Here is a 21,577-nt window from a genome sequence, read left to right as displayed (position 1 = left end):
CGACTGAATTTTCTGCATGATCATTCTGCATAACGTTCAGATTGTTAGGTAAATTCATCTCATCAACTGGCCGTAGCACGAATGAAGCGCTCTTGATGGAGCTGCGCTCTTTCAGTATTCTCAAAAAAGAACAAAGAGGGAACATATGGTCGATCAATCCAGAATTCGGGGGCGGGGAACGGCATCAAATGATGCCGGGCGTTTCGAACGTTTTATGACGTTTGAAACCGACGATGGATGGCCACAGGACGACGATCTTCCACCGCTTCGGACCGAAGTTCGGGAGGAGGTTGCGCGCAGTATCATTTCCTATAACCGGTCCCCGGACTTGCCTTTTGATAGGTCGATCAACCCGTATCGTGGGTGTGAGCATGGCTGTGTCTATTGCTTTGCCCGGCCAAGCCACGCCTATCTTGGGCTGTCCCCCGGGTTGGATTTCGAAACTCGCCTGATTGCGCGCCCGAACGCGGCTGATCTGCTGCGGCAAGAGCTTTCGGCGCGCAAATACCGCGTGGCCACAATGGCGCTGGGTACGAATACTGACCCATATCAGCCCATTGAGAAAACCCGCTTAATAACACGAGGATGCCTGGAGGTTTTGCGCGATTTCAACCATCCGCTTGCCATCGTGACCAAAGGGGCCTTGATTGAACGCGATTTGGATATTTTAGCGCCCATGGCTGCGTGTGGGTTGGTGCGTGTTGGTATATCGCTGACAACGCTGGATGCGAAACTGTCGCGCCGGATGGAACCTCGGGCCCCTTCACCCAAGCGGCGGTTGCATATGATCCGTCAGCTTACACAGGCAGGGATACCGGTCCGAGTAATGACATCACCGCTTGTCCCCGGGTTAACCGATCATGAACTGGAACAGCTGCTTGAGGCGGGCCGGGATGCCGGGGCTGATACTGCTAGTTGGATCATGCTGCGCCTGCCGCGCGAAGTGTCGGGGCTTTGGAAGGATTGGCTGGCACAACATGAACCAGCGCGCGCGGAAAAGGTTATGTCGCGCCTGCGCGAAATGCATGGTGGGCGGGAGTATGATCCGCGTTGGGGTCATCGGATGCGGGGCGAGGGCGAATATGCCGAAGTGATCGCGCAACGGTTTAAACTGGCGGTCAAACGATTGGGGTTGCGCATAGACGCGCACCCTTTGCGAACGGATCTGTTTGCCAGGCCACCGCAGGCAGGCGATCAACTGAGCCTGCTCTAAAGCAAAACGCCCCGGATGATCCGGGGCGTTGCATGGGTCTGGCGCTTAGCGCTTTTCGATATCCACGTAGTCGCGGTTCGTGTCGCCCAGATACAACTGGCGCGGGCGACCGATCTTGTTCTGAGGATCGGCGATCATCTCTTTCCACTGGCTGACCCAGCCAACGGTGCGCGACAGCGCAAAGATCGGCGTGAACATCGAGGTCGGGAAGCCCATCGCCTCGAGAATGATGCCCGAGTAGAAATCGACATTCGGGAACAGCTTCTTCTCTGCGAAATACGGGTCTTGCAGAGCTTCTTTCTCAAGCTCTTTAGCGACCTGCAGTTTCGGGTTGTTTTCAACACCGAGCAGATCCAGAACTTCATCCGCCGACTGCTTCATCACCTTGGCGCGCGGGTCAAAGTTCTTGTAGACGCGGTGGCCAAAGCCCATCAGGCGGAAAGGGTCGTTTTTGTCCTTGGCGCGGGCGATATACTCCGGGATGCGATCAACGCTACCGATCTCTTCCAGCATTTCCAGACAGGCCTGGTTTGCACCCCCATGGGCTGGCCCCCATAGGCAGGCGATCCCGGCGGCGATACAGGCAAACGGGTTGGCACCCGAAGACGAGGCCAGACGCACGGTTGAGGTCGAGGCGTTCTGTTCGTGATCCGCATGCAGGGTAAAGATACGATCCATCGCACGGCTCAGGATCGGGTTGACCTCATACTCTTCGGCGGGAACGGCAAAGCACATGCGCAGGAAGTTCGACGCATAGTCCAGATCATTGCGCGGATACACGAAAGGCTGCCCGATGTGATATTTGTAAGCCCAGGCCGCAATTGTCGGCATCTTGGCGATCAGGCGGTGCGAAGCGACCTCACGTTGATGCGGGTCCGAAACATCGGTCGAATCGTGGTAGAAGGCTGACATGGCGCCAACAACACCCACCATAATCGCCATCGGATGCGCGTCACGGCGGAAGCCGCGGTAGAAATACAACATCTGCTCATGCAGCATTGTGTGACGGGTGATCGTGGTCTCAAAATTTTCCAGTGCTTTGGCACCCGGAAGCTCTCCGTACAGCAGCAGATAGCAGACTTCCAGGAAATGGGATTTCTCGGCCAGCTGATCGATCGGGTAACCCCGGTGCAGCAACTCGCCTTTTTCACCATCGATATAGGTTATGGTGCTGTCGCAGCTGGCGGTTGAAGTGAATCCGGGATCATAGGTGAACACACCCGCCTGACCATACAATTTGCGGATATCGATAACGTCAGGCCCGGCTGTCGGCGAGTGAATCGGCAGCTCGTACTCATTTCCGTGAACCGTCAGAGTGGCTGTTTTGGTGCTATCAGTCATGATTGTCCCTTCTTCATTCGTGCGCAGGCCGGATCGTTGCCGAACCATGCGGGCAATGACTGCGCGCGGGCGCGCAGTCCGGGTGTTAGCGGAGCAGCGTTACCCGTTTATGAAGATTGGGTTTATGTCGCTGCCTCAGAAAGCCGCGCCAGGGTTTCATCGCGTCCCAGCACAAGCATCATGTCAAAAACCGAAGGTGTGACGGCCCGACCTGCCAAAGCGGCCCTGAGTGGACCTGCCAGCTTGCCGAACTTGAGTTCCCGTGCCTCGGCAAAGGAATTCAGCGCCTCTTCCAGCTCGTTTCGCGACCAGCTAACATTTTGCAGCTGCGGCGTCAATTCTTCCAGTATACCATCGGATACATTTGTGAGCGCCTTGGCGGCCTTTTCATCTGGAGCGATTGGTCGTTCAGTCAGAACAAAATGCGCTTTTTCAAGGAGTTCTGGGAAGGTCCGCGCGCGATCCTTCAGGCAAAACATCGCCCGTTTAAGATCACCTGATTGTGTCTGCGTGAGAGCGGGTAGTGCAGCAGCGGCCAGATATCCCTCGATCTCATGCCGCAGTGCAGTATCGTCCGAGATCGCAATGTGCTGCCCACACAGATTTTCCAGTTTTTTCAAATCGAAACGCGCCGGGCTTTTGCCGATGCCGTCCAGATCAAACCAGTCTTTAGCCTGCGCGTCAGTGAAAAACTCATCATCTCCGTGGCTCCATCCCAGACGCGCCAGGTAGTTTCGCATACCTGCGGCAGGATAACCCATCGCCTGATATTCCTGCGCACCCAAAGCACCGTGGCGCTTGGACAGTTTTTTGCCGTCAGGTCCGTGAATCAATGGGATATGGGCCCAGACCGGGATATCCCAGCCCATAGCCTCGTAGATCATCATCTGACGCGCGGCGTTGTTCAGATGGTCATCGCCCCGAATGACATGGGTGACGCCCATATCGTGATCGTCCACAACCACAGCCAGCATATAGACCGGTGTGCCATCGGAACGCAGCAGGATCATGTCGTCCAGCTGATCATTGCGAATGGTCACATCGCCCTGCACCTGATCGCGGATCACTGTTGCACCGTCCTGTGGGGCCTTGATGCGGATCACAAAGGGCGCATCCGGGTGCGTCGCCGGATCCGCATCGCGCCAGGGGCTGTGGAACAGGGTCGATTTACCCTCGGCGCGGGCCTGTTCGCGGAAGGCTGCGATTTCGTCCTGGGTCGAGAAACACTTATAAGCCTTGCCCTCGGTCAGCAGCTGATGTGCCACCTCGGCGTGGCGTGCGGCACCTTCGAACTGAGAGATCACATCGCCATCATGATCCAGCCCCAGCCAGGCCATGCCCTGCAGGATCGCGGCTGTTGCTTCCGGTGTAGACCGCTCGCGATCTGTGTCCTCGATTCGTAGCAGGAACTTGCCGCCACGTCCGCGCGCGTAAAGCCAGTTGAACAGCGCAGTGCGTGCGCCGCCGATATGCAGAAAACCGGTAGGCGAGGGGGCGAAACGGGTGACGACCTGATCGGACATTGTATGGATTAACCTTTTGGTAACCGTGTCGGGCATAGTTTGGCGCCTGTCTAACGAGCCCGAAGGACGGGGGCAACCATGCGTGTTCTTGCACGGGCCCAGGCCGCGCTGCTGAACCAGACAGGGTTCTTGTTTCCCTGGTCGCCGGTGTGCCTTGCGGTTGGGATCGGCCTCTATTTCGGACTTCGGTTCGAACCGGATTGGACGGTCTATGTCAGCCTTGGCTGCATTGGTCTGGGGCTGATCTGGTTAAGCCGTGTATTCCCTTCGGGTTGGGGATCGTTAGCGATCGGGGGGGCGCTGGTTATCGCTGGCTTTGTGCTGGCCGGCACTCGCGCCCAATTGGTGGCAGAACCGGTTCTGTCATGGCGGTACTACGGCCCGGTTGAGGGGCGCGTGGTGGCCATGGACCGGTCTGCCTCGGATGCGCTGCGGCTGACGCTGGATCAGGTGCGACTAGGGGACGTACCAGACGACCGGCGTCCGCAGCGCATCCGCCTTTCCATCCATTCCGACATTGGACCCATCGCGCCCGGACAACGGATCATGACCACGGCCCATCTGTCGCCGCCACAAGGCCCGGTTGAACCCGGAGGGTTCGATTTCCGACGCCATGCCTGGTTTCAACGCTTGGGCGCAGTCGGATACACGCGTGTTCCGGTCCTGACTATCGCCCCGCCGCAGGATGCGCTGGGGGGCGTTCGGGTTACGGCGATCCGGATGGCGATCTCGGATCATGTGCGCGGTATCCTTCCGGGTGAGGTCGGCGGGTTTGCTGCCGCAGTCACAACCGGAGATCGCAGCGGCATGGGGCAGGCATCGCTTGATGCGTTGCGGGCGTCGAACTTGGCGCATTTATTGGCGATCTCCGGTCTGCATATGGGGCTGCTGACCGGATTTGTCTTCGTGGCCTGCCGGATTGGCCTGTCGATGATCCCAACCCTGGCGCTTCGACTTCCGGTCCGCAAGCTGGCAGCCGGATGTGCCCTGGTGGCCGCGGTTATTTACCTGATGCTTTCAGGGGGCAATGTGGCGACCGAGCGGGCTTTTGTCATGGTCAGCGTCATGTTCGGGGCCATCCTGATCGACCGCCGCGCGATTTCGCTGAGGGCGGTGGCAGTGGCTGCGCTGATGGTGTTGGTCTTGCGCCCGGTGACATTGCTCAGTCCCGGTTTTCAAATGTCGTTTGCTGCCACGACCGCGTTGGTTGCCGTGTTTGGTACGTTACGTGACTTTGGCCCGACACCGGGTCCAAAATGGCTCAGGCCCATTCTGGGTGTTCTGCTGTCTTCGGCCATTGCGGGCCTTGCCACGGCGCCGATTGGGGCGGCGCATTTCAATACCATGTCGCATTACGGGCTCTTGGCAAATCTGCTGTCCGTGCCCGTGATGGGGACGGTTGTTGTGCCTTCTGCCGTGGTTGCTGCGTTGCTGGCACCGTTTGGACTGGAGTGGATCGCCCTAGAGGTCATGGGGATTGGGTTGAGCTGGATTTTGTTGGTTGCCGATTGGGTTTCTAACCTTGAGGGCGCGCAAGGCTATGTGGTCAGCCCGCCGTGGTTCGTGCTGCCTGCGATAGCGCTTGGAGGGCTCTGGGTGGCGCTCTGGCAGGGGCGTTTGCGCTGGGTTGGCCTTGGTCCGATGACTGCAGCGTTCCTACTGTGGACCTCAGATCATCGCCCCGAGGTTTTGGTCGCAGAATCCGGCGGGCTAGTTGGTGTCATGACTGAAGAGGGTCGGGCGCTGAGCAAGAAGAAGGGCAGCGGTTTCGTTGCAAGCGTCTGGTTGGAGAACGACGGCGATGGTCAGGATCAGGGGCAGGCGGCAGGGCGCTGGCCGGGTAAGATTGATCTAATCCAGCGCATCGCTGTGCAGGGAACGGAGGTTGTACATATCACCGGCAAACGGGCTGCACGCAGTTTTTCGGAATGCAACGCGAACCAGATTGTCGTCTCGGCGGTGGAGCTGACGATTCAGGGGGATTGCGGGGTGTTCGACCCGGATCGGCTGTATCGCACAGGCAGCCTGTCCATTTCGGATGGCAAGGTGATCACTAGTACCGATCTGACAGGAGATCGTCTCTGGTCCCCGAAATTTACCGGGGACCGTAAGAAGGCAGGCGATCAGTAACTGCGGATCAGCCCGACCAGACGCCCCTGAACCCGAACTTTATCTTCGGGCAGCACGCGGGTTTCGTAGGCCGGGTTCGCAGCCTCAAGTGCGATGGCATTGCCACGGCGGAAGAACCGTTTCAGCGTGGCCTCCTGATCTTCGACAAGCGCAACCACGATGTCGCCATTGTCGGCTGTCGATGTCTCCCGGATGATGACGACGTCCCCGTCATTGATACCGGCATCGATCATCGAATCGCCTTGCACTTCAAGCGCGTAGTGCGCCCCTTGGCCCGACACCATCGGGCCGGGCACCGCAACGCGGTGAGATTCATGACTGATCGCTGCAATTGGGACACCGGCGGCGATCCGTCCCATGACCGGTAATTCCAGCGCATCGACCGATACCGGTTCGAAATTCGCAGGGCGCGGACCTTCGGGCTTGTCACCTTCGATGACACGAGGGGTAAATCCAGCCGTTGGCTCGCCCCCTAGGCTTTCGGGCAGTTTCACGATCTCAATCGCACGCGCTCGGTGTGCCAGACGGCGGATAAAGCCGCGTTCTTCCAACGCTGTGATCAATCGGTGGATGCCGGATTTGGATCGCAGATCCAGAGCGGCCTTCATTTCGTCAAAACTGGGTGGAACGCCATCCCGTTGTACGCGTTTGTGGATGAATTCCAGCAAATCCAACTGCTTCTTGGTCAGCATCGCTCACACCTCGTCGCTCATGCGTTTTCTTTTGTTCTACGCATGTTCACGTTTTGTGTCAATGAATTTGAGGATGTTCTAGATCGGCAGATAGAGCACTTCGGTGCCAATTGGCTTCTCTGGGTCCTCGGGCGGACGCATGATCAGAGCGTTGGCTTCGGCCAAAACACTTAGCAGAGAACTGTCCTGATCGGCGCAGGCGCGGATGCCGTTTTCGTCGAGAATTGCACGCATATAGTGTTCGCGCGGGCCATTTACAGGCAGCGCTTCGGCTAGAACCGCACGCTGGAAGGGTGTGACGACTGTATCAAGCCCCAACATCCGTCGCACCATCGGAACCAGGAACAGGTAGCCGCACACCATTGCACTGACTGGGTTCCCAGGCAGGCCAATCATTGCGGCATCGCCCATCCGTCCGGCCATCAACGGTTTTCCGGGGCGCATCCGGATTTTGTAGAAGGATCGCTCCATCCCCAGAGCCTCGGATACTTCGGAGACCAGATCATAATCCCCAACTGATGCGCCGCCGATGGTGACCACCAGATCGGCCCCTTCCGCCAGTCCAAACGCGGTTTCCAACGAAGAGACCGTGTCCCATGCGATGGGCAGAACACGGACATGAGCGCCGACCCCTTCAAGCAGCGCCTGCAGGCCGAACGTGTTGGAGGCGATGATCTGATCGGGGCCCGGGGTCTCACCCGGCATCACCAATTCGTCCCCGGTCGAAATCAGGGCGATCTGCGGTTTTCGAGTCACTGGGATCTGGGGGATGTTCATGGCAGCCATGAGCGCCACATCCTCGGGCCGGATCAGGCGCGGGGCGGCGATTGTGGTACCTTTGGCAAAGTCCACGCCAGCGGGTCGGATATTGGTTTTGGGGCCGGGCGCGTCGGTTATCGTGATCAGGTCGCCGCGACGGTCCGCATCTTCCTGTATGACAATGAAGTCAGCCCCTTCCGGCACGGGTGCTCCGGTAAAGATCCGGACGGCTTGTCCGGGTCCGATGTCGCCATCGAACCGGTTACCCGCAGCAGCCTCGCCCACAACCTTGAACATGGCGTGGCGCTCGACCTCAGCCGCCTTGACCGCATAGCCGTCCATCGATGAGGCCGCAAAGGGAGGCTGATCGCGGGTTGCGATAACGTTTTCGGCCAGGACGCGACCCGCCGATTGGGCAAGTGGCACATGTTCGGAAGGAAGCGGGGCGACCAGATCAAACAGCAGCGTGCGGGCGTCTTCGACCGTGATCATAGCGCTTCGTAACGCCCTGATTTGCCGCCATCTTTGAGAAGAACGCGAATGCCGCCGATCTCCATTGCCTTGTCCACGGCTTTGGTCATGTCATAGACCGTAAGCGCGGCGGTTGAGACAGAGGTCAATGCTTCCATCTCAACGCCGGTCTGGCCCGAGGTTTTGACCGTGGCTTCGATTTGGACACCCGGTAGATCAGGGTCCAGTGTCAGTTCAACTGCAACCTTGGTCACGGGTAGCGGATGGCACAGCGGGATCAGATCGGGCGTTTTCTTGGCCCCCATGATCCCAGCAAGACGCGCAACGCCTAGAACATCGCCTTTCTTGGAGCGGCCTTCTGAAATCAAATCAAAGGTTTCTGCCGCCATCTTGATGTGCCCGGCAGCCACTGCAACGCGATCAGTGACATCCTTGTCCGAGACGTCGACCATATGCGCCTGACCTTCGGCATCAAAATGCGTAAGCGGCATCACATCACCCCGGGGATCAACGGGTTCGACAGGATATGGCGGGTCGCGGCAGTGACGTCATCCTGCCGCATCAGGCTCTCGCCGATCAAAAAACACCGTGCACCGTATCGCGCGATATCGGCCAGATCTTCCGGCGCGCCCAGACCGCTTTCGCAGACAATCGTTCGGTCGCCCGGAACCAGCTTTGACAGGCGCCGCGTAGTATCAAGAGTGGTTTCGAAGGTCTTGAGATTGCGGTTGTTTATACCGATCAGGGGGCTTTTAAGTTGCGCTGCGCGGTCAAGCTCGGCTTCGTCGTGAACTTCGATCAGAACGTCCATTTCCCAGTCAAATGCGGTTTGTTCCAACTCGGCGGCCTGCGAATCCTCGACCGAGGCCATGATGATCAGAATACAGTCCGCCCCCAAGGCCCGCGCTTCGACGACCTGATAGGGATCGTACATGAAATCCTTGCGCAAAGCGGGCAAATTGGTCGCAGCGCGCGCAGCAGTCAGATATTCTTTGGCACCCTGAAAGCTGGGCGTGTCGGTCAGAACCGACAGACAGGCTGCGCCGCCGTCTTCATAGGCTTTTGCCAGCACGGGTGGGTCAAAATCCGGACGGATCAAGCCTTTGGAGGGGCTGGCCTTTTTGACCTCGGCAATCAAACCGTAGCCGGTACGCGATGCATTGTGCAGCGCCTGGGCAAAGCCGCGCACCTCAGGCGCATCTCGCGCTTCGCTTTCCAGCTGGCTCAGCGATTTCTGTGCCTTATCCGCTTCGATCTCTTCCAGCTTATAAGCCTTGATTTTGTCCAGAACAGTCTCGGTCATGCGGCTTCCTGTGTGATCCGCGCAAGGGCGGCGATCTTCTCTTTGGCTTTGCCACTGTCGATGCTTTCGGCCGCCTTTTCAACGCCTTCACGCAAATCACTCGCGGCCTCGGCCACGACCAAAGCAGCGGCGGAGTTCAGCAGAACAGCATCACGATAGGCCGATGGGGCACCATCCAGCAATGCGCCAAAGGCAACAGCGTTTTCTTCTGGTGTCCCTCCGATGATCTGTTCGAACGGATGGACCGGCAGGCCCGCATCTTCGGGGTGCAGTTCAACTTCTTTTATGGCGTCGTCTTCCAATGCGGCAACCCAGCTGACACCGGTGATGGTCAACTCATCCGTCCCGTCCGAGCCATGAACCAGCCACGCGCGGTCAGATCCCAACAGGCCCAGCGTTTCAGCCATCGGCCGGATTAATTCGCGAGAGAAGGCGCCAGTCAGTTGGCGTTTGACGCCCGCCGGGTTGGTCAGCGGTCCTAGAATATTGAAGATCGTGCGCGTTCCAAGTTCCTGCCGAGACGGCATGACATGAGCAATTGCAGGGTGATGCATGGGGGCCATCATAAAACAGATACCCACCTCATTCAGTGCCTTTTCAACCACTTGCGGGCCGACCATTACGTTGATGCCCATCTGCCCAAGTGCATCTGCTGCGCCGGATTTCGAACTGAGGTTCCGGTTGCCATGCTTGGCCACGGTGACACCGGCCCCCGCCACGACAAAGGCCGTTGCGGTTGAGATATTCAGTGTTCCCTTGCCATCCCCGCCGGTGCCCACGATATCCATCGCGCCCGTCGGGGCGGTGACCGCGTTACACTTGGCGCGCATCACGGCGGCGGCGGCGGCGTATTCGTCCACGGTTTCGCCACGTGTGCGCATCGCCATCAGCAGCCCGCCAATCTGGCTGGGCGTGGCTTCGCCATCGAACAGAATGCCAAAGGCCTGTTCCGCCTCGGTGCGGGTCAGGGGCCGATCGGCAGACGCGCCGATCAGCGGTTTCAAAGCATCGCTCATGCGGGGACTTTCAGTTCTTGCAGGAAGTTCTTGAGCAGGGCGTGGCCATGCTCTGAGGCGATTGATTCCGGATGGAATTGCACCCCGTGAATGGGCAGGTCTTTATGCTGCAGCCCCATAATCGTGCCGTCATCCAGTTCTGCCGTGATCTCAAGGCAGTCTGGCAGGCTCTCACGTTCGACGACCAGCGAATGATAGCGCGTCGCCTCAAAAGGTGAGGGCAGACCGGCAAAGACACCTTTGCCCGTGTGTTTCATAGTACCCATCTTGCCATGTACGATCTCATGGCAACGCACGACCTTGCCGCCGAAAACCTGACCGATGGTCTGGTGTCCCAGGCAAACACCCATTAGTGGTGTTTTTGTCTCGGCGGCGGCTTCGGTCAGGGCCAGGCAAATCCCGGCCTGATCCGGGTCGCAAGGGCCGGGGCTAAGCAGGATACCGGCGGGATTCATCGCCATAGCTTCCTGCACATCCAGCGCATCATTTCGGCGAATGACCATTTCGGCCCCAAGTTCGCCCAGATAATGCACCAGGTTGTAGGTAAACGAATCGTAGTTGTCGATCAGCAGCAGCATTTGGGCACTTATCTTAGCTTGGGCATTTCAGGCTGGCGATACAGCCCCCGGCCACGGTATAATGTCGGGACATACATGCTCAGGCTTGGGCGGCAGCGTCAAGAGGACAACCCGTTCCCGACGCGCCATCAGGCCAAGCGTTGCAAAAGATGACGTAAGAACGGGCGTAGCAGCAGACAGGCGAAAGGCGTTGGACATGGGCGGATTTGTCGGAGGGATGGTCGCAGGTGCGGTCGTTGTTTTGATCTTGGGCGCGGTTTTGTCGTTGCAGGCACCGTTGACCCAAAAACCGGTTGTGGCAACCGAAGCACCACAGCCCGAGGATGTCACCGCATCCGAAGCCTCGGCCAGTGTGACCGAGACCGGATCAGACGCCGATCTTGTTGATGCGCAACCTGCTGGGCCAAAAGCTGCCGATTTCCAGGAAGAGGATGTGGCCGATCTGTCGGGTCTTGAGCAAGAGACAGACGCCCAGCCAAACATTACCGCGCCGGGGCAACAACCCGAACAGCCCGACCCCGGCACAGCCGATGAGGTTGCGGTGCTGACAAATCCGCCTGCGGCGCCGCCACTGCCAGGTGCCGCGCCTGAAACCCCTCAGGATGAGGTGCAGCCACAGGTTATTGGTGAGGCACCTGCTGCGCCTGAAGCTGAAGAGGTTGCGGTTCTGGAACCCGTGCCAAGCATCGACGTTCCGGGCTCGACCGAAGACAGCACCGAGGAAAACCCGTTTGAAAACAGCCCGATTGCTGTCGAAGGGGATGAGGATACGCTGCCACGCACTTTGCCGCGTATTGCAGCCTTGCCACAGATCGGTGGAGAGGGTGAAACCAGCACCAGCACGATCGTCGGCAAGCGTGTGGTGCCGCTGACCGAACGCGACGATCCACCGGCTGAGGAAACAGGCGATATCGCAGGTCTGATCCCTATGGGTAAACCTATCGAAGCGTATGCTGCCGCGTTTGAAAACGCGGAAGCAAAACCGCTGATGTCGATTATCCTGATCGATGATGAACAATCCTTTGGGGCCGAAGCATTGCAGGACTTTCCCTATCCGATCAGTTTTGCTGTCAGCCCGTCTGATCCAAACGCCGCCGAAAAAATGGCACGCCACCGCGCTGCCGGGTTCGAGGTGATGGCATTGGCCGATCTACCCGAGGCTGCCAGCGCACAGGATGCCGAAGTTTCGATGGCCGTCTGGCTGGAAACCCTGCCGGAAACCGTGGGAATTCTGGAAGGTGTTGAAACCGGCATTCAGGGCAATCGCAAGCTGGCTGATCAGGTGGCCGAAATTGCAGGCGTCACGGGTAGGGGGCTGATCACACAGGACAATGGTTTGAACACGGTCCAGAAAATTGCCGCGCGCAACGGCGTCCCATCCAGCGTCGTGTTCCGCGATATCGACGGAGCACGCCAGGACCCCAAGATCATGCGCCGTTTTCTGGATCAGGCCGTTTTCCGCGCCGGGCAGGAGGGCACTGTGGTGATGCTGGGCCGCGTGCGTCCCGAAACGATTTCTGCCTTGCTGCTCTGGGGGCTAGAGGATCGCGCCAGCCGGGTCGCCATGGCGCCGATCTCAGCTGTGATGAAGCGAGAGGTTCAGTAAGTGCTAGAAAGGCGGCTGATCCGGGATCGCCGCCTTTTTTCTGTTTAGCTGTTTCCGGTTGAGGTAAACCGCGCCGCATCTGCGGCTGCCCGCCGGATGGCGTTCGATTTATGAACGGTCTCCATAAACTCTGCCTCGGGGTCGCTGTCATACACGACGCCGCCGCCTGCCTGAATGTAGAGCTTCTGGTCTTTCACGATGGCCGTGCGCAGGGCGATACACATGTCCATGTCACCACCCGCGCTGAAATAGCCAACACCGCCGCCATAAACGCCGCGCTTTTCAGGCTCTAATTCGTCGATGATCTCCATCGCGCGGACCTTTGGCGCGCCCGAGACAGTGCCCGCAGGCATCCCTGCAAAGAAGGCATCCAGCGCGTCTTTGTCCTCGGCCAACTCACCCACCACGTTCGACACGATGTGCATCACGTGGCTGTAGCGTTCGATGATGAACTCTTCGGTTGGGCGTACAGTACCGATTTTGGCGACGCGGCCCGTATCGTTGCGGCCCAGGTCCAAAAGCATCAGATGTTCGGCCAATTCTTTCTTGTCGGCCAGCAAATCCAATTCGTTTGCTTTGTCCTCTTCGGGCGTTGCACCGCGCGGGCGGGTGCCAGCGATGGGGCGAATAGTGACTTCATCGCCAAAGACGCGCACCAGAATCTCGGGGCTTGCACCCACGACCTGAAAGCCACCGAAGTTGAAGTAGAACATGAATGGCGAAGGGTTGGTGCGGCGTAAAGACCGATAGAGTGTGAACGGCGGCAGCGGGAAATCCTGTGTCCAGCGCTGCGCCGGGACGACCTGAAAGATGTCGCCTGCTCGGATGTATTCCTTGGCCTTTTCAACCGCTTCCATGTAGCCGGATTTGGTGAAGTTCGACACGGGCGGAGCGACTTCGGACGCATCACCCAGATCGCGCGTTTCTGCTGGCATGGCGCGTTCCAGATCGCGGACAGCGTCCATCACGCGTTCGGCTGCCTGCGCATAGGCGGCCTTGGCCGATTGCCCGTCGCTGACCCATGCGGGCGACACAACGGTGACTTCGCCTTTGACGCCATCCAGAACCGCCACGACCGAAGGGCGCAGCATGATCGCATCGGGCAGTCCCAACGGGTCAGGGTTCACATCCGGCAGATATTCGACCAGACGCACCATGTCATAGCCCAGGTAACCAAACAGCCCGGCAGCCGCCTGCGGCAGATCATCGGGCAGCGCGATCCGGCTTTCGGCCAGCAAGGTGCGCAGATTGTCCATCGGATTGTCGGCTTGCGGCTCAAACGCCTCGGGATCGAACCGGGCGGATCGGTTCAACTCGGATGTTTCGCCCCGGCACCGCCAGATCAGATCAGGCTTCATGCCAACGATCGAATAACGCCCGCGCACCTCTCCGCCGGTAACCGATTCCAGCATAAAGGCATCTTTTTGCGCACCGGTCAGCTTCAGCATCAGCGATACAGGCGTGTCCAGATCAGCAGCAAGGCGTGTGTATACGACCTGATTTTCACCCGCCTCATAGGCACGGGCGAATGTGTCGAAATCGGGTGTCAGTGCCATGATGGCCTCTTAATAACTCGCCTGCACGGCGTTCAGGGCTTGCTGATCGACCACGGGGCGTGCGCGGGTCTGCGCGTCGCGGACATAGGCGTCAAAGATGTTCTGCGCCAAGGCCTGATCCAGCTGCGCGCCAAGCGCCTCTTGCAGCTGCCGCAACTCGTCGGTCTCATCCGGTGGCAGGATCTCATCCAGACGTACAATCAGGGCGGCGCCATTGCCGCTGATCGCGCGCAGTTCCCCTGGCTCCATCTCGAAGACCTCAGCCATGAAGCTGGGGGGCACATCCTCAAGAAATGCGGTGCGGGTTAGGGCATTTTCCACGCGGAAGGGCAGGCCCGTTGCGGTGAAATCGCCATCGGTGGCCAGGTCCAGCAGGACCGAGGCCGCCTGATCCTGCAACGCCGTATTTGTCTCGGCTGCGGTCCAGGCCGCAGCGACGCGGTCGCGCGCGCTGTCCAAGGGTTCGGGGCGCGGGGGTAGGTCTTCTTCCAGTCGAAGCGCGAAGATCGACCCATCCTCAAGGAACGCGATCTCGGGGAAATCACCTTCTTGCACCGCTTCGGCGGCCACACGGAACCCATCATAGGCGGCAACCTGTTCGTTGCTGTCGCGGGTCCAGTCGATCTGATCCAGCACCATCTCGGTTTCAGCGGCCAGCTCTTCCAGCGTGGCGCCACCGGCCAACAGGTCGTTGATATCCTCGGATTGGGCTTCGATGAGGCGGCGCGCGCGCTCTGAGGCCTGCTCTTCACGCAGTGTTGGTTCAGCCTCTTCAAAAGGAACATTGTTGGCCGCCAGCGAGCCGTTGACGCGGAACAAGGCCGGGCCAAAGACCGAGGGCAACGGGCCAACAACCTGATCCAGCTCTGCGGCAAAAACAGCATCAGCAGCCTCACCCAGATCATCGCGGGTGACATCACCCAGATCGATATCGCTCAGTTCCAGCTCGCGGGCGCGGACAAGCTGTTCGAACGTGGTGCCGCCAACCTCAAGCTGTGCCATGGCGTCATTTGCGGCCTCTTCACTGGGGAAGTTCAGCCGTTCGACCAACCGGCGTTCGGGTTGCTGGTATTCAGCCGCGCGCTGATCATATAGCCTGCGCAGTGTGTCTTCGTCGACCTCGACCGTATCGATCAACATCTCGGGCGAGAGGATCGCATAGGTCAGCCGTTTGGTCCGGGGCAGGGTAAACAGGTCGGTGTTTTCATCATAAAACGCCTGAACCTGTTCATCGGTTGGTTCAGAAACCGGCGTCGTCAGCGCCTCAACCCCAAGGGTCGCAATGGTAAAGCTGCGCCGCGCGCCCAGATAATCGACCAGTGTTTGGGTCAGGGTATCGGGCATGACAACACCACTGGTCACAGCGGCCTGGAGGATCGTGCGAGAAGATTCCTTGCGCAGGTCGGATTCGAATTCGGTATCCGAGATACCCAGTTGATCCAGTTGGAACCGATAGGCTTCGCGGTCGAAACTTCCATCAACGCCCTGAAAGGCCGGGATCGCCACGATCTCTTCCTGCAGGTTTTCGTCGCCAATCGAAATGCCCAACAGGCTGACTTCGTTGTCCAACGCAGCGAGGGCGGTCAGGCGGGACAGGGCGCGCTGTTCCAAACCCAGCTCTCGGGCCTGAGACATCTGCAGAGATTGCCCGGTCTGGGCCTCAACAGCACGGATTTCGCGCTGCAGCTCACGTACATAGGCATCGACCGAGACGCTTTCGTCACCCACCTGTGCAACGGTGCGGATGGTGCCGCTGAGATTGGTGGCGCCAAAGCCGGCAAGACCGACGAACAAAAGGCCCATCAATATCCAGACAAAGGTTTTCGAAAGACTGTTCTTGCCTGCAGCCATAATGCCCTCTTGGTGTTTTGGCAGGTCTCTGCCCTGTTGGTCGCCGCCCTGAATACGACGGGCACCGCCGGGGGGCAAGCTTAGAAGGAAACTGCCTGCAAGCGGTCGAACAATTGGCCAATCCCGGCCCGATCCAGATTGGCAAAAGCGATGCGTACCTGGCGCTGCCCGGCAGGATCGCCTGCGGGCATGAACATCGTACCTGGCAGCAGGAGAATACCGGCTTCGGGAACGAGGCGGCGGGCAAGTTCATCCGAGGGGATAGTGAACGGATGTTCAAGATAAGCGAAATATGCGCCGAGGCCCAACAGCCGCCAGCCCTTGGCAGTCAGCCTAGACATCCCATCGGCGATCGCGGCACGCCGGTCGAGGATCTCATCGCGTTCCCCGGCCAACCATTGGCTGAGATTCCGCATGCCCCAAAGGGCAGCAAATTGGCCGATCTGGCCGGGACAAATCGCGACCGTATCCAGAAATTTCTCGATCTCGGCCAGCAGGGCGGCGCTGGATGCGATTGCCCCAACGCGATGACCAGTCAGGCGGTAGGCTTTCGAGAAGGAATAAAGATGAACAAACGTCTGATCCCAGCCCGGCAGTTGGAACAGCTCATGCGATGGACCATTGCGACTGTCGAAATCGCGATAGGTTTCGTCGAGCAGAAGGTAGATGCCAGCCTCGCGGGCCAGATCGTAGAAGGCGCGGACCAGTTCGGCCGGGTATTCAACCCCGCCGGGATTGTTGGGCGTGACCAAAGAAATGGCGCGGGTTCGATTAGTGATCAGAGCGCGCGCCTGTTCGGGATCAGGCAAAAGATCAGCGCCGGTTGGCAAGTCGACCGCGTGGACACCCGCCATGTCCAGCCACATTTTGTGATTGAAGTACCATGGGGTAGGTAGGATGACCTCGTCCCCTTGATCCGTGATCGCCGAGATGACCGCCGAAAATGCCTGATTGCACCCCGAGGTGATGGCAACCTGGTTCGCGGCGACTTCTGCCGCGTAATGAGTGCTGATCTGGTTGGCCAGTTCCGCGCGCAAATCACTGTTGCCCAAGACGGGCCCATAGAGATGGGCGCTATCTTGCTCTACCGCAAAATCGGCCATGGCTTGACGCATGGCCAGAGGTGGTGGATCGACAGGGGCCGCCTGACTGACATTGATCAACGGCTGATCATCCGAAAATGTAACCCCGTCCAGCCAGCGGCGTGCCTCCATCACCGGGGGCGGGAAGGTGACGCTGGTGCGGGTTTGAGTCATTGGGTTTGGTCCTTGGACATTGCCAGCAGGGCTTGTGCGAGGCTCTGCCTCGCGCTCCGAGGTATTTTTGAACAGAAGAAGTTAGTCCGTGCCGCGATAGGGTTCGACATATTGCAAGGCCATGTCCCAGGGGAAGAAAATCCAGGTATCCTGGCTGACCTCAGTGATGAACGTGTCGACCATCGGGCGACCTTTGGGCTTGGCATAGACGGTGGCGAAATGCGCTTTGGGAAACATCCGGCGCACCAGATCCAGGGTTTTGCCGCTATCGACCAGATCGTCGATGATCAGAACGCCTTCGCCATCACCCATCAACTGGGCATCTGGCGCTTTGAGCACTTCAGCCTCGCCCTGTTCCTGATGGTGGTAGGAGCGTACGCTGATCGTATCGACGGTGCGGATGTCCAGCTCACGGCTGACGATCATGGCCGGGGCCATGCCGCCACGGGTGATCGCGACAACCGCGCGCCATGATCCATCATCGGGGCCTTGCCCATCCAGCCGCCAGGCCAGCGCGCGCGAGTCGCGGTGAATCTGGTCCCAGCTAATGTGAAAGCCTTTTTCGTGGGGCAGGCGGTCCTTCGCGCTCATGTTCCTAGCCCTTCTCGACGTCGGGGGCATCGACAGCTTTCATGCCGACGATGTGATACCCTGAATCCACATGCAGGTTTTCGCCCGTCACCCCACTGCTGAGATCAGACAGCAGATAGAGTGCGGATTTGCCGACATCGTCGATTGTCACGTTGCGACGCAGGGGCGAGTTATACTCGTTCCATTTCATGATATAGCGGAAGTCCCCGATGCCACTGGCGGCGAGCGTTTTGATCGGCCCGGCCGAGATCGAGTTCACGCGGATGCCATCCTTGCCCAGATCCTCGGCCAGATATTTGACCGATGCTTCAAGCGCGGCTTTGGCGACGCCCATGACATTATAGTGGGGCATGACCTGTTCGGCGCCATAATAGGTCAGGGTCACGGCGCTGCCACCTTCGCCCATCATCTTTTCCGCGCGCTGCATAACGGCTGTGAACGAAAAGACGGACACATCCATCGTCAAATTGAAATTCGCGCGGCTGGTGTCGACATAGCGACCGCGCAGTTCGTTCTTATCCGAGAATCCGATGGCATGAACGATAAAGTCCAGCTTGCCCCATTTCGCTTCGAGCGCGGTAAACAGTGCATCAATCGACTCTTCGTCGCTGACGTCGCAGGGCAGGACGACTTCGCTGCCAAGCTGTGCCGCCAACGGATCGACACGTTTCTTCAGGGCATCGCCCTGATAGGAAAAGGCCAGTTCGGCCCCGGCATCGGACAAGGCGCGGGCGATTCCCCATGCGATTGATTTGTCATTGGCCAGTCCCATGATGAGGCCGCGCTTACCGGCCATCAACTGATTTGACATGATTGGTTCTCCGCCTGTCTTCGCGTTGTATTGCGTTGGTTTATGCCATCGTTAGCGCTGCATCAAGGCCATCCACTCTTGCCCGTAGCGGGTTATCGCCTTAGGTTCGACTTTAGTACTTTCCTGGGGATGGAAATGAACGAGCGTGATGGCATCTTTGCTGGCTCCGATCCGTTTGAAATAGCGGCTCGGTGGTTAAGTGAGGCTGAAGTAAGTGAAGTCAACGATCCGAACGCAATCGCGCTGGCGACTGTCGATCAAGACGGTTTGCCCAATGTTCGCATGGTTCTTCTGAAAGAAATCGAGCCGGACAGCTTCGTTTTCTATACGAATTACGAAAGCGCAAAAGCGTCCGAACTGGATGGCGCGGGCAAAGCGGCCTTTGTTATGCATTGGAAATCTTTGCGGCGCCAAATCCGAGTTCGTGGTACAATAACCCGCGAGACGGGTCCGAAAGCGGATGAATATTATGCATCCAGATCACTCAAAAGCCGATTGGGGGCCTGGGCTTCGCGGCAGTCACAGCCGCTGAGCAGCCGCGCTGCGCTGATGGCCGAAGTTGCAAAGGTTACTGCGAAACACGGCCCGAATCCTGCGCGACCGCCATTTTGGGGAGGATATAGAATAGCGCCGACTGAGATTGAATTCTGGGCTGATGGGGCCTTTCGCCTGCATGATCGCTTTAGATGGACAAGGGATCAGGCCGATTCAATCTGGCAGGTTGAAAGGTTGAATCCATGATGTTCGCGTTGCGCGAAATGCAACTTGTAGAAAACAATGGGTTTTTTCAGCTTGAATTTGCGGGGCATTCCCATAAACAACGAACCCTTAACGATCTTAAAAACTGCGCGTTAGGAAAACAGTGCCGGACGATCTGAACAATATGTATCGCGTACGTGGACACGTGAAATGGTTCGACCCCGCGAAAGGGTATGGATTTGTTGTGTCCGACGAGGGTGGTCCGGATATTCTGCTGCACGTTAACGTCTTGCGCAATTTTGGGCAAAGTTCTGTCGCAGATGGTGCGGGCATCGAAATTATGACCCATCGCACGGACCGTGGCGTTCAAGCGGTCGAGGTGATCAGCGTTGATCCGCCAGCGCGCGCAGATTCGATGCTGCTGGCCGATTTTGCCGAACTTGATCCAGACGTGATCGCCGATGCCCCGATGGAGGCGGCGCGGGTGAAATGGTTCGACAAGGGCAAAGGCTTTGGCTTTGCCAATGTGTTTGGCCGTGGCGAGGATGTGTTTCTGCATATCGAAGTTTTGCGCCGCTCGGGCCTTGCCGATCTGCAACCCGGCGAAGCACTGGCCATGCGCGTGATAGATGGCAAACGGGGCCGGATGGCAGCACAGGTGCTTGCCTGGGAAGCCGCACTGGACGAATGATTCCAACATGATGTCTCGCTTCGCCGTTCCTGCCCTGATCTTTACCATTTGGGCCGGGGGCGCGTTGGCGGAATGCCGTGCGGATCGGGTTGAGCTGAAAAATGATCAGACTCAGATACGTTTCGACATTGAACTGGCCATAACACCCCAAGAACGTTCGCGTGGGTTGATGTTTCGAGAGTCCCTGCCCAACAGGTCAGGGATGCTGTTCGTCTTCGATCCGCCTCAGCGTGTGGCATTCTGGATGAAGAACACGCTGATTCCTCTGGACATGATCTTTATCGACAAAACCGGAGCGGTCAGCAGTGTGCATGAAGGCGCGATCCCGGGTGATTTGACCCCGATCGAAGGGGGCGATTCCGTGTTTGCAGTGCTGGAAATCAACGCCGGATTGGCCGCACGCTATGGAATCGAAGCCGGAACTCGGATACGGCACGAAATTTTTTCACAAGGCCCGGCAATTTGGCCCTGTTAGGGCTTTTCAAATCAGATCGGCACGTTTAGGAAGGCGCACGGTCCGGGGCGTGGCGCAGTCTGGTAGCGCACCTGTTTTGGGTACAGGGGGTCGTAGGTTCGAATCCTGCCGCCCCGACCATTTTCATCACATAAGGCAATGTTCGCGCAAAAGGCGCAGCATACCTTATGTGAAAGCATTTTTTGATGTGGTCACGCACTCTTCATGACGCGTTGCTATGTGTAGAGGATGAAAAATCCCGCCTCCTATATGATCTGCACGTCGCCTCGAAGCGGCAGTACTTTGTTGTGCAGCATGCTCAAGAACTCCGGGGTTGCCGGAGATCCCAGATCTTTGTTTTATCGACCATCGCTTGAGGATTGGTTAACCAGATTGGGGCTGCCTCAGGGGGTGCTGAGCGAGCAAGAAGGCCTTGAGGTTGTGATGCAGAGAGCGCTGCAAGCAGGGCGAGGTGAAACACCTGTTTTTGGTTTGCGTCAGCAATTTCCTAGCTTTGATTTTCTTTGCCAGAATTTGGCGGCTCTTCATCCTGAGGCAACCAAGGATAAGGATCGAACACGCATTTGGACCTATGTTGTTTGTACATCTGAGCCGCAGAAATAAATTGGAGCAGGCCGTTTCCTATCTCAAGGCGCAACAGACTGGATTGTGGCATGTTGCCGTTGATGGGTCGGAATGGGAGCGGACAGCCCCCGCTCAGGAACCCGTTTTTGATGCGCGTAAGATCAAGGACTGCATCGCCACGCTGGAAAGCTATGACAGGGGCTGGGATGCTTGGTTCCATCGGGAAGGAATCCAGCCCGTCAGAGTTTATTATGAAGATCTATCCAAGGCACCTGCTGCGATGCTGCGTCTGGTTTTTGCCGAGTTGGGGTTGGACCCTGGAGTGGCGGAAGAGGTCGCTCCGGATATCCGCAAGATGGCCGACGCGACCAGCCGGGACTGGGTTCAGAGGTTCCTTTCGGAACAGCCTCCCGCGTCTTCGGGGCGTCGACCTCTCGCCCTAAAATAATGC

General features: G+C 58.3%; 19 protein-coding genes, 1 tRNA gene and 1 pseudogene. 8 read left to right on the top strand and 13 right to left on the bottom strand.

What is annotated here, in order from left to right; translation table 11 throughout:
• Positions 1-145: 145 nt before the first annotated feature.
• Positions 146-1,213, top strand: coding sequence for a PA0069 family radical SAM protein (locus AC2FFE_RS01240; RefSeq protein WP_496818536.1), 1,068 nt, complete (start codon positions 146-148; stop codon positions 1,211-1,213).
• A 45-nt stretch (positions 1,214-1,258) separates the two neighbouring features.
• Here the strand turns inward: AC2FFE_RS01240 and gltA are convergent, their stop codons facing one another.
• On the bottom strand, positions 1,259-2,554 hold the full coding sequence (gltA, locus tag AC2FFE_RS01235; protein WP_496818535.1) for a citrate synthase: 1,296 nt from the start codon (positions 2,552-2,554) through the stop codon (positions 1,259-1,261).
• Between the two features lie 122 nt (positions 2,555-2,676).
• On the bottom strand, positions 2,677-4,077 hold the full coding sequence (gene gltX / locus AC2FFE_RS01230) for a glutamate--tRNA ligase (protein WP_496818534.1): 1,401 nt from the start codon (positions 4,075-4,077) through the stop codon (positions 2,677-2,679).
• Positions 4,078-4,155: 78 nt separating this feature from the next.
• On the opposite strand from gltX, the gene AC2FFE_RS01225 reads away from it, so the two are divergent.
• The gene (locus AC2FFE_RS01225; protein ID WP_496845640.1) at positions 4,156-6,207 is read left to right on the top strand and encodes a ComEC/Rec2 family competence protein; all 2,052 of its coding nucleotides are present in this window, start codon (positions 4,156-4,158) and stop codon (positions 6,205-6,207) included.
• On the opposite strand, the gene lexA is transcribed toward AC2FFE_RS01225, so the two are convergent.
• The 6 genes from lexA to AC2FFE_RS01195 all read right to left on the bottom strand — a co-directional run bounded on the left by lexA (position 6,201) and on the right by AC2FFE_RS01195 (position 11,026).
• Positions 6,201-6,899: a transcriptional repressor LexA gene (gene lexA, locus AC2FFE_RS01220; protein ID WP_496818532.1), complete on the bottom strand. Its 699-nt coding sequence runs from the start codon at positions 6,897-6,899 to the stop codon at positions 6,201-6,203. The genes AC2FFE_RS01225 and lexA overlap by 7 nt on opposite strands.
• A gap of 78 nt (positions 6,900-6,977) precedes the next feature.
• Positions 6,978-8,150 (bottom strand): molybdopterin molybdotransferase MoeA, encoded by a 1,173-nt coding sequence (locus AC2FFE_RS01215; protein WP_496845639.1) that lies wholly within the window; start codon positions 8,148-8,150, stop codon positions 6,978-6,980.
• Positions 8,147-8,620 (bottom strand): cyclic pyranopterin monophosphate synthase MoaC, encoded by a 474-nt coding sequence (moaC, locus tag AC2FFE_RS01210; protein WP_496845638.1) that lies wholly within the window; start codon positions 8,618-8,620, stop codon positions 8,147-8,149. Before moaC ends, AC2FFE_RS01215 begins: the two co-directional genes overlap by 4 nt.
• Positions 8,620-9,432 (bottom strand): indole-3-glycerol phosphate synthase TrpC, encoded by an 813-nt coding sequence (gene trpC, locus AC2FFE_RS01205; RefSeq protein WP_496818529.1) that lies wholly within the window; start codon positions 9,430-9,432, stop codon positions 8,620-8,622. Before trpC ends, moaC begins: the two co-directional genes overlap by 1 nt.
• On the bottom strand, positions 9,429-10,448 hold the full coding sequence (trpD, locus tag AC2FFE_RS01200; RefSeq protein WP_496818528.1) for an anthranilate phosphoribosyltransferase: 1,020 nt from the start codon (positions 10,446-10,448) through the stop codon (positions 9,429-9,431). The genes trpC and trpD overlap by 4 nt, the downstream gene beginning before the upstream one ends.
• Positions 10,445-11,026: an anthranilate synthase component II gene (locus tag AC2FFE_RS01195; protein ID WP_496818527.1), complete on the bottom strand. Its 582-nt coding sequence runs from the start codon at positions 11,024-11,026 to the stop codon at positions 10,445-10,447. The genes trpD and AC2FFE_RS01195 overlap by 4 nt, the downstream gene beginning before the upstream one ends.
• Before the next feature lie 196 nt (positions 11,027-11,222).
• Between AC2FFE_RS01195 and AC2FFE_RS01190 the strand changes: the two genes are divergently transcribed.
• Positions 11,223-12,632: a divergent polysaccharide deacetylase family protein gene (locus tag AC2FFE_RS01190; protein ID WP_496845637.1), complete on the top strand. Its 1,410-nt coding sequence runs from the start codon at positions 11,223-11,225 to the stop codon at positions 12,630-12,632.
• A gap of 44 nt (positions 12,633-12,676) precedes the next feature.
• Here AC2FFE_RS01190 and trpE read toward each other — a convergent pair whose 3' ends face one another.
• The 5 genes from trpE to fabI form a co-directional block, all read right to left on the bottom strand.
• Entirely contained in the window at positions 12,677-14,188 is a 1,512-nt protein-coding gene (gene trpE / locus AC2FFE_RS01185) for an anthranilate synthase component I (RefSeq protein ID WP_496845636.1), read from the bottom strand.
• A 9-nt stretch (positions 14,189-14,197) separates the two neighbouring features.
• Positions 14,198-16,039, bottom strand: a complete 1,842-nt coding sequence (locus tag AC2FFE_RS01180; protein ID WP_496845635.1) for a peptidyl-prolyl cis-trans isomerase — start codon at positions 16,037-16,039, stop codon at positions 14,198-14,200.
• Positions 16,040-16,119: 80 nt separating this feature from the next.
• Complete coding sequence (locus tag AC2FFE_RS01175; protein WP_496845634.1) at positions 16,120-17,295, bottom strand: aminotransferase; 1,176 nt, start codon at positions 17,293-17,295, stop codon at positions 16,120-16,122.
• Between the two features lie 81 nt (positions 17,296-17,376).
• Positions 17,377-17,886, bottom strand: a complete 510-nt coding sequence (gpt, locus tag AC2FFE_RS01170; RefSeq protein ID WP_170532900.1) for a xanthine phosphoribosyltransferase — start codon at positions 17,884-17,886, stop codon at positions 17,377-17,379.
• A 4-nt stretch (positions 17,887-17,890) separates the two neighbouring features.
• A complete protein-coding gene (gene fabI / locus AC2FFE_RS01165) occupies positions 17,891-18,697 on the bottom strand; it encodes an enoyl-ACP reductase FabI (protein WP_496818521.1) in 807 nt (268 codons plus the stop codon).
• A 135-nt stretch (positions 18,698-18,832) separates the two neighbouring features.
• Here fabI and pdxH point away from each other — a divergent pair, with 135 nt between their 5' ends.
• The 5 genes and pseudogenes from pdxH (at position 18,833) to AC2FFE_RS01140 (ending at position 21,574) form a co-directional block, all read left to right on the top strand.
• A complete protein-coding gene (gene pdxH, locus AC2FFE_RS01160; protein WP_496845633.1) occupies positions 18,833-19,438 on the top strand; it encodes a pyridoxamine 5'-phosphate oxidase in 606 nt (201 codons plus the stop codon).
• Positions 19,439-19,580: 142 nt separating this feature from the next.
• Positions 19,581-20,087 carry a cold-shock protein gene (locus AC2FFE_RS01155; protein ID WP_353007746.1) on the top strand — a complete coding sequence of 169 codons (507 nt, stop codon included), beginning with the start codon at positions 19,581-19,583 and terminating at the stop codon, positions 20,085-20,087.
• A 7-nt stretch (positions 20,088-20,094) separates the two neighbouring features.
• Complete coding sequence (locus AC2FFE_RS01150) at positions 20,095-20,562, top strand: DUF192 domain-containing protein (RefSeq protein ID WP_496818519.1); 468 nt, start codon at positions 20,095-20,097, stop codon at positions 20,560-20,562.
• Positions 20,563-20,605: 43 nt separating this feature from the next.
• A tRNA-Pro gene (locus AC2FFE_RS01145) sits at positions 20,606-20,682 on the top strand.
• A gap of 108 nt (positions 20,683-20,790) precedes the next feature.
• Positions 20,791-21,574, top strand: a pseudogene (locus tag AC2FFE_RS01140) (Stf0 family sulfotransferase).
• The last annotated feature ends 3 nt before the right edge of the window (positions 21,575-21,577 follow it).

Source organism: Ruegeria sp. YTSA168, from assembly GCF_059610045.1.
Note: the sequence above shows the minus strand (reverse complement) of the source record. Positions and strands in the feature narration are given on the sequence as shown.

Coding starts and splice junctions, on each gene's coding strand:
- AC2FFE_RS01195 (WP_496818527.1), bottom strand. CDS start 11,026: ATGCTGCTGCTGATCGACAACTACGATTCGTTTACCTACAACCTGGTG.
- AC2FFE_RS01240 (WP_496818536.1), top strand. CDS start 146: ATGGTCGATCAATCCAGAATTCGGGGGCGGGGAACGGCATCAAATGAT.
- trpC (WP_496818529.1), bottom strand. CDS start 9,432: ATGACCGAGACTGTTCTGGACAAAATCAAGGCTTATAAGCTGGAAGAG.
- pdxH (WP_496845633.1), top strand. CDS start 18,833: ATGAACGAGCGTGATGGCATCTTTGCTGGCTCCGATCCGTTTGAAATA.
- AC2FFE_RS01215 (WP_496845639.1), bottom strand. CDS start 8,150: ATGATCACGGTCGAAGACGCCCGCACGCTGCTGTTTGATCTGGTCGCC.
- AC2FFE_RS01190 (WP_496845637.1), top strand. CDS start 11,223: ATGGGCGGATTTGTCGGAGGGATGGTCGCAGGTGCGGTCGTTGTTTTG.
- AC2FFE_RS01150 (WP_496818519.1), top strand. CDS start 20,095: ATGATGTCTCGCTTCGCCGTTCCTGCCCTGATCTTTACCATTTGGGCC.
- moaC (WP_496845638.1), bottom strand. CDS start 8,620: ATGCCGCTTACGCATTTTGATGCCGAAGGTCAGGCGCATATGGTCGAC.
- trpD (WP_496818528.1), bottom strand. CDS start 10,448: ATGAGCGATGCTTTGAAACCGCTGATCGGCGCGTCTGCCGATCGGCCC.
- gltA (WP_496818535.1), bottom strand. CDS start 2,554: ATGACTGATAGCACCAAAACAGCCACTCTGACGGTTCACGGAAATGAG.
- AC2FFE_RS01180 (WP_496845635.1), bottom strand. CDS start 16,039: ATGGCTGCAGGCAAGAACAGTCTTTCGAAAACCTTTGTCTGGATATTG.
- trpE (WP_496845636.1), bottom strand. CDS start 14,188: ATGGCACTGACACCCGATTTCGACACATTCGCCCGTGCCTATGAGGCG.
- AC2FFE_RS01175 (WP_496845634.1), bottom strand. CDS start 17,295: ATGACTCAAACCCGCACCAGCGTCACCTTCCCGCCCCCGGTGATGGAG.
- gpt (WP_170532900.1), bottom strand. CDS start 17,886: ATGAGCGCGAAGGACCGCCTGCCCCACGAAAAAGGCTTTCACATTAGC.
- lexA (WP_496818532.1), bottom strand. CDS start 6,899: ATGCTGACCAAGAAGCAGTTGGATTTGCTGGAATTCATCCACAAACGC.
- gltX (WP_496818534.1), bottom strand. CDS start 4,077: ATGTCCGATCAGGTCGTCACCCGTTTCGCCCCCTCGCCTACCGGTTTT.
- AC2FFE_RS01225 (WP_496845640.1), top strand. CDS start 4,156: ATGCGTGTTCTTGCACGGGCCCAGGCCGCGCTGCTGAACCAGACAGGG.
- AC2FFE_RS01155 (WP_353007746.1), top strand. CDS start 19,581: ATGTATCGCGTACGTGGACACGTGAAATGGTTCGACCCCGCGAAAGGG.
- fabI (WP_496818521.1), bottom strand. CDS start 18,697: ATGTCAAATCAGTTGATGGCCGGTAAGCGCGGCCTCATCATGGGACTG.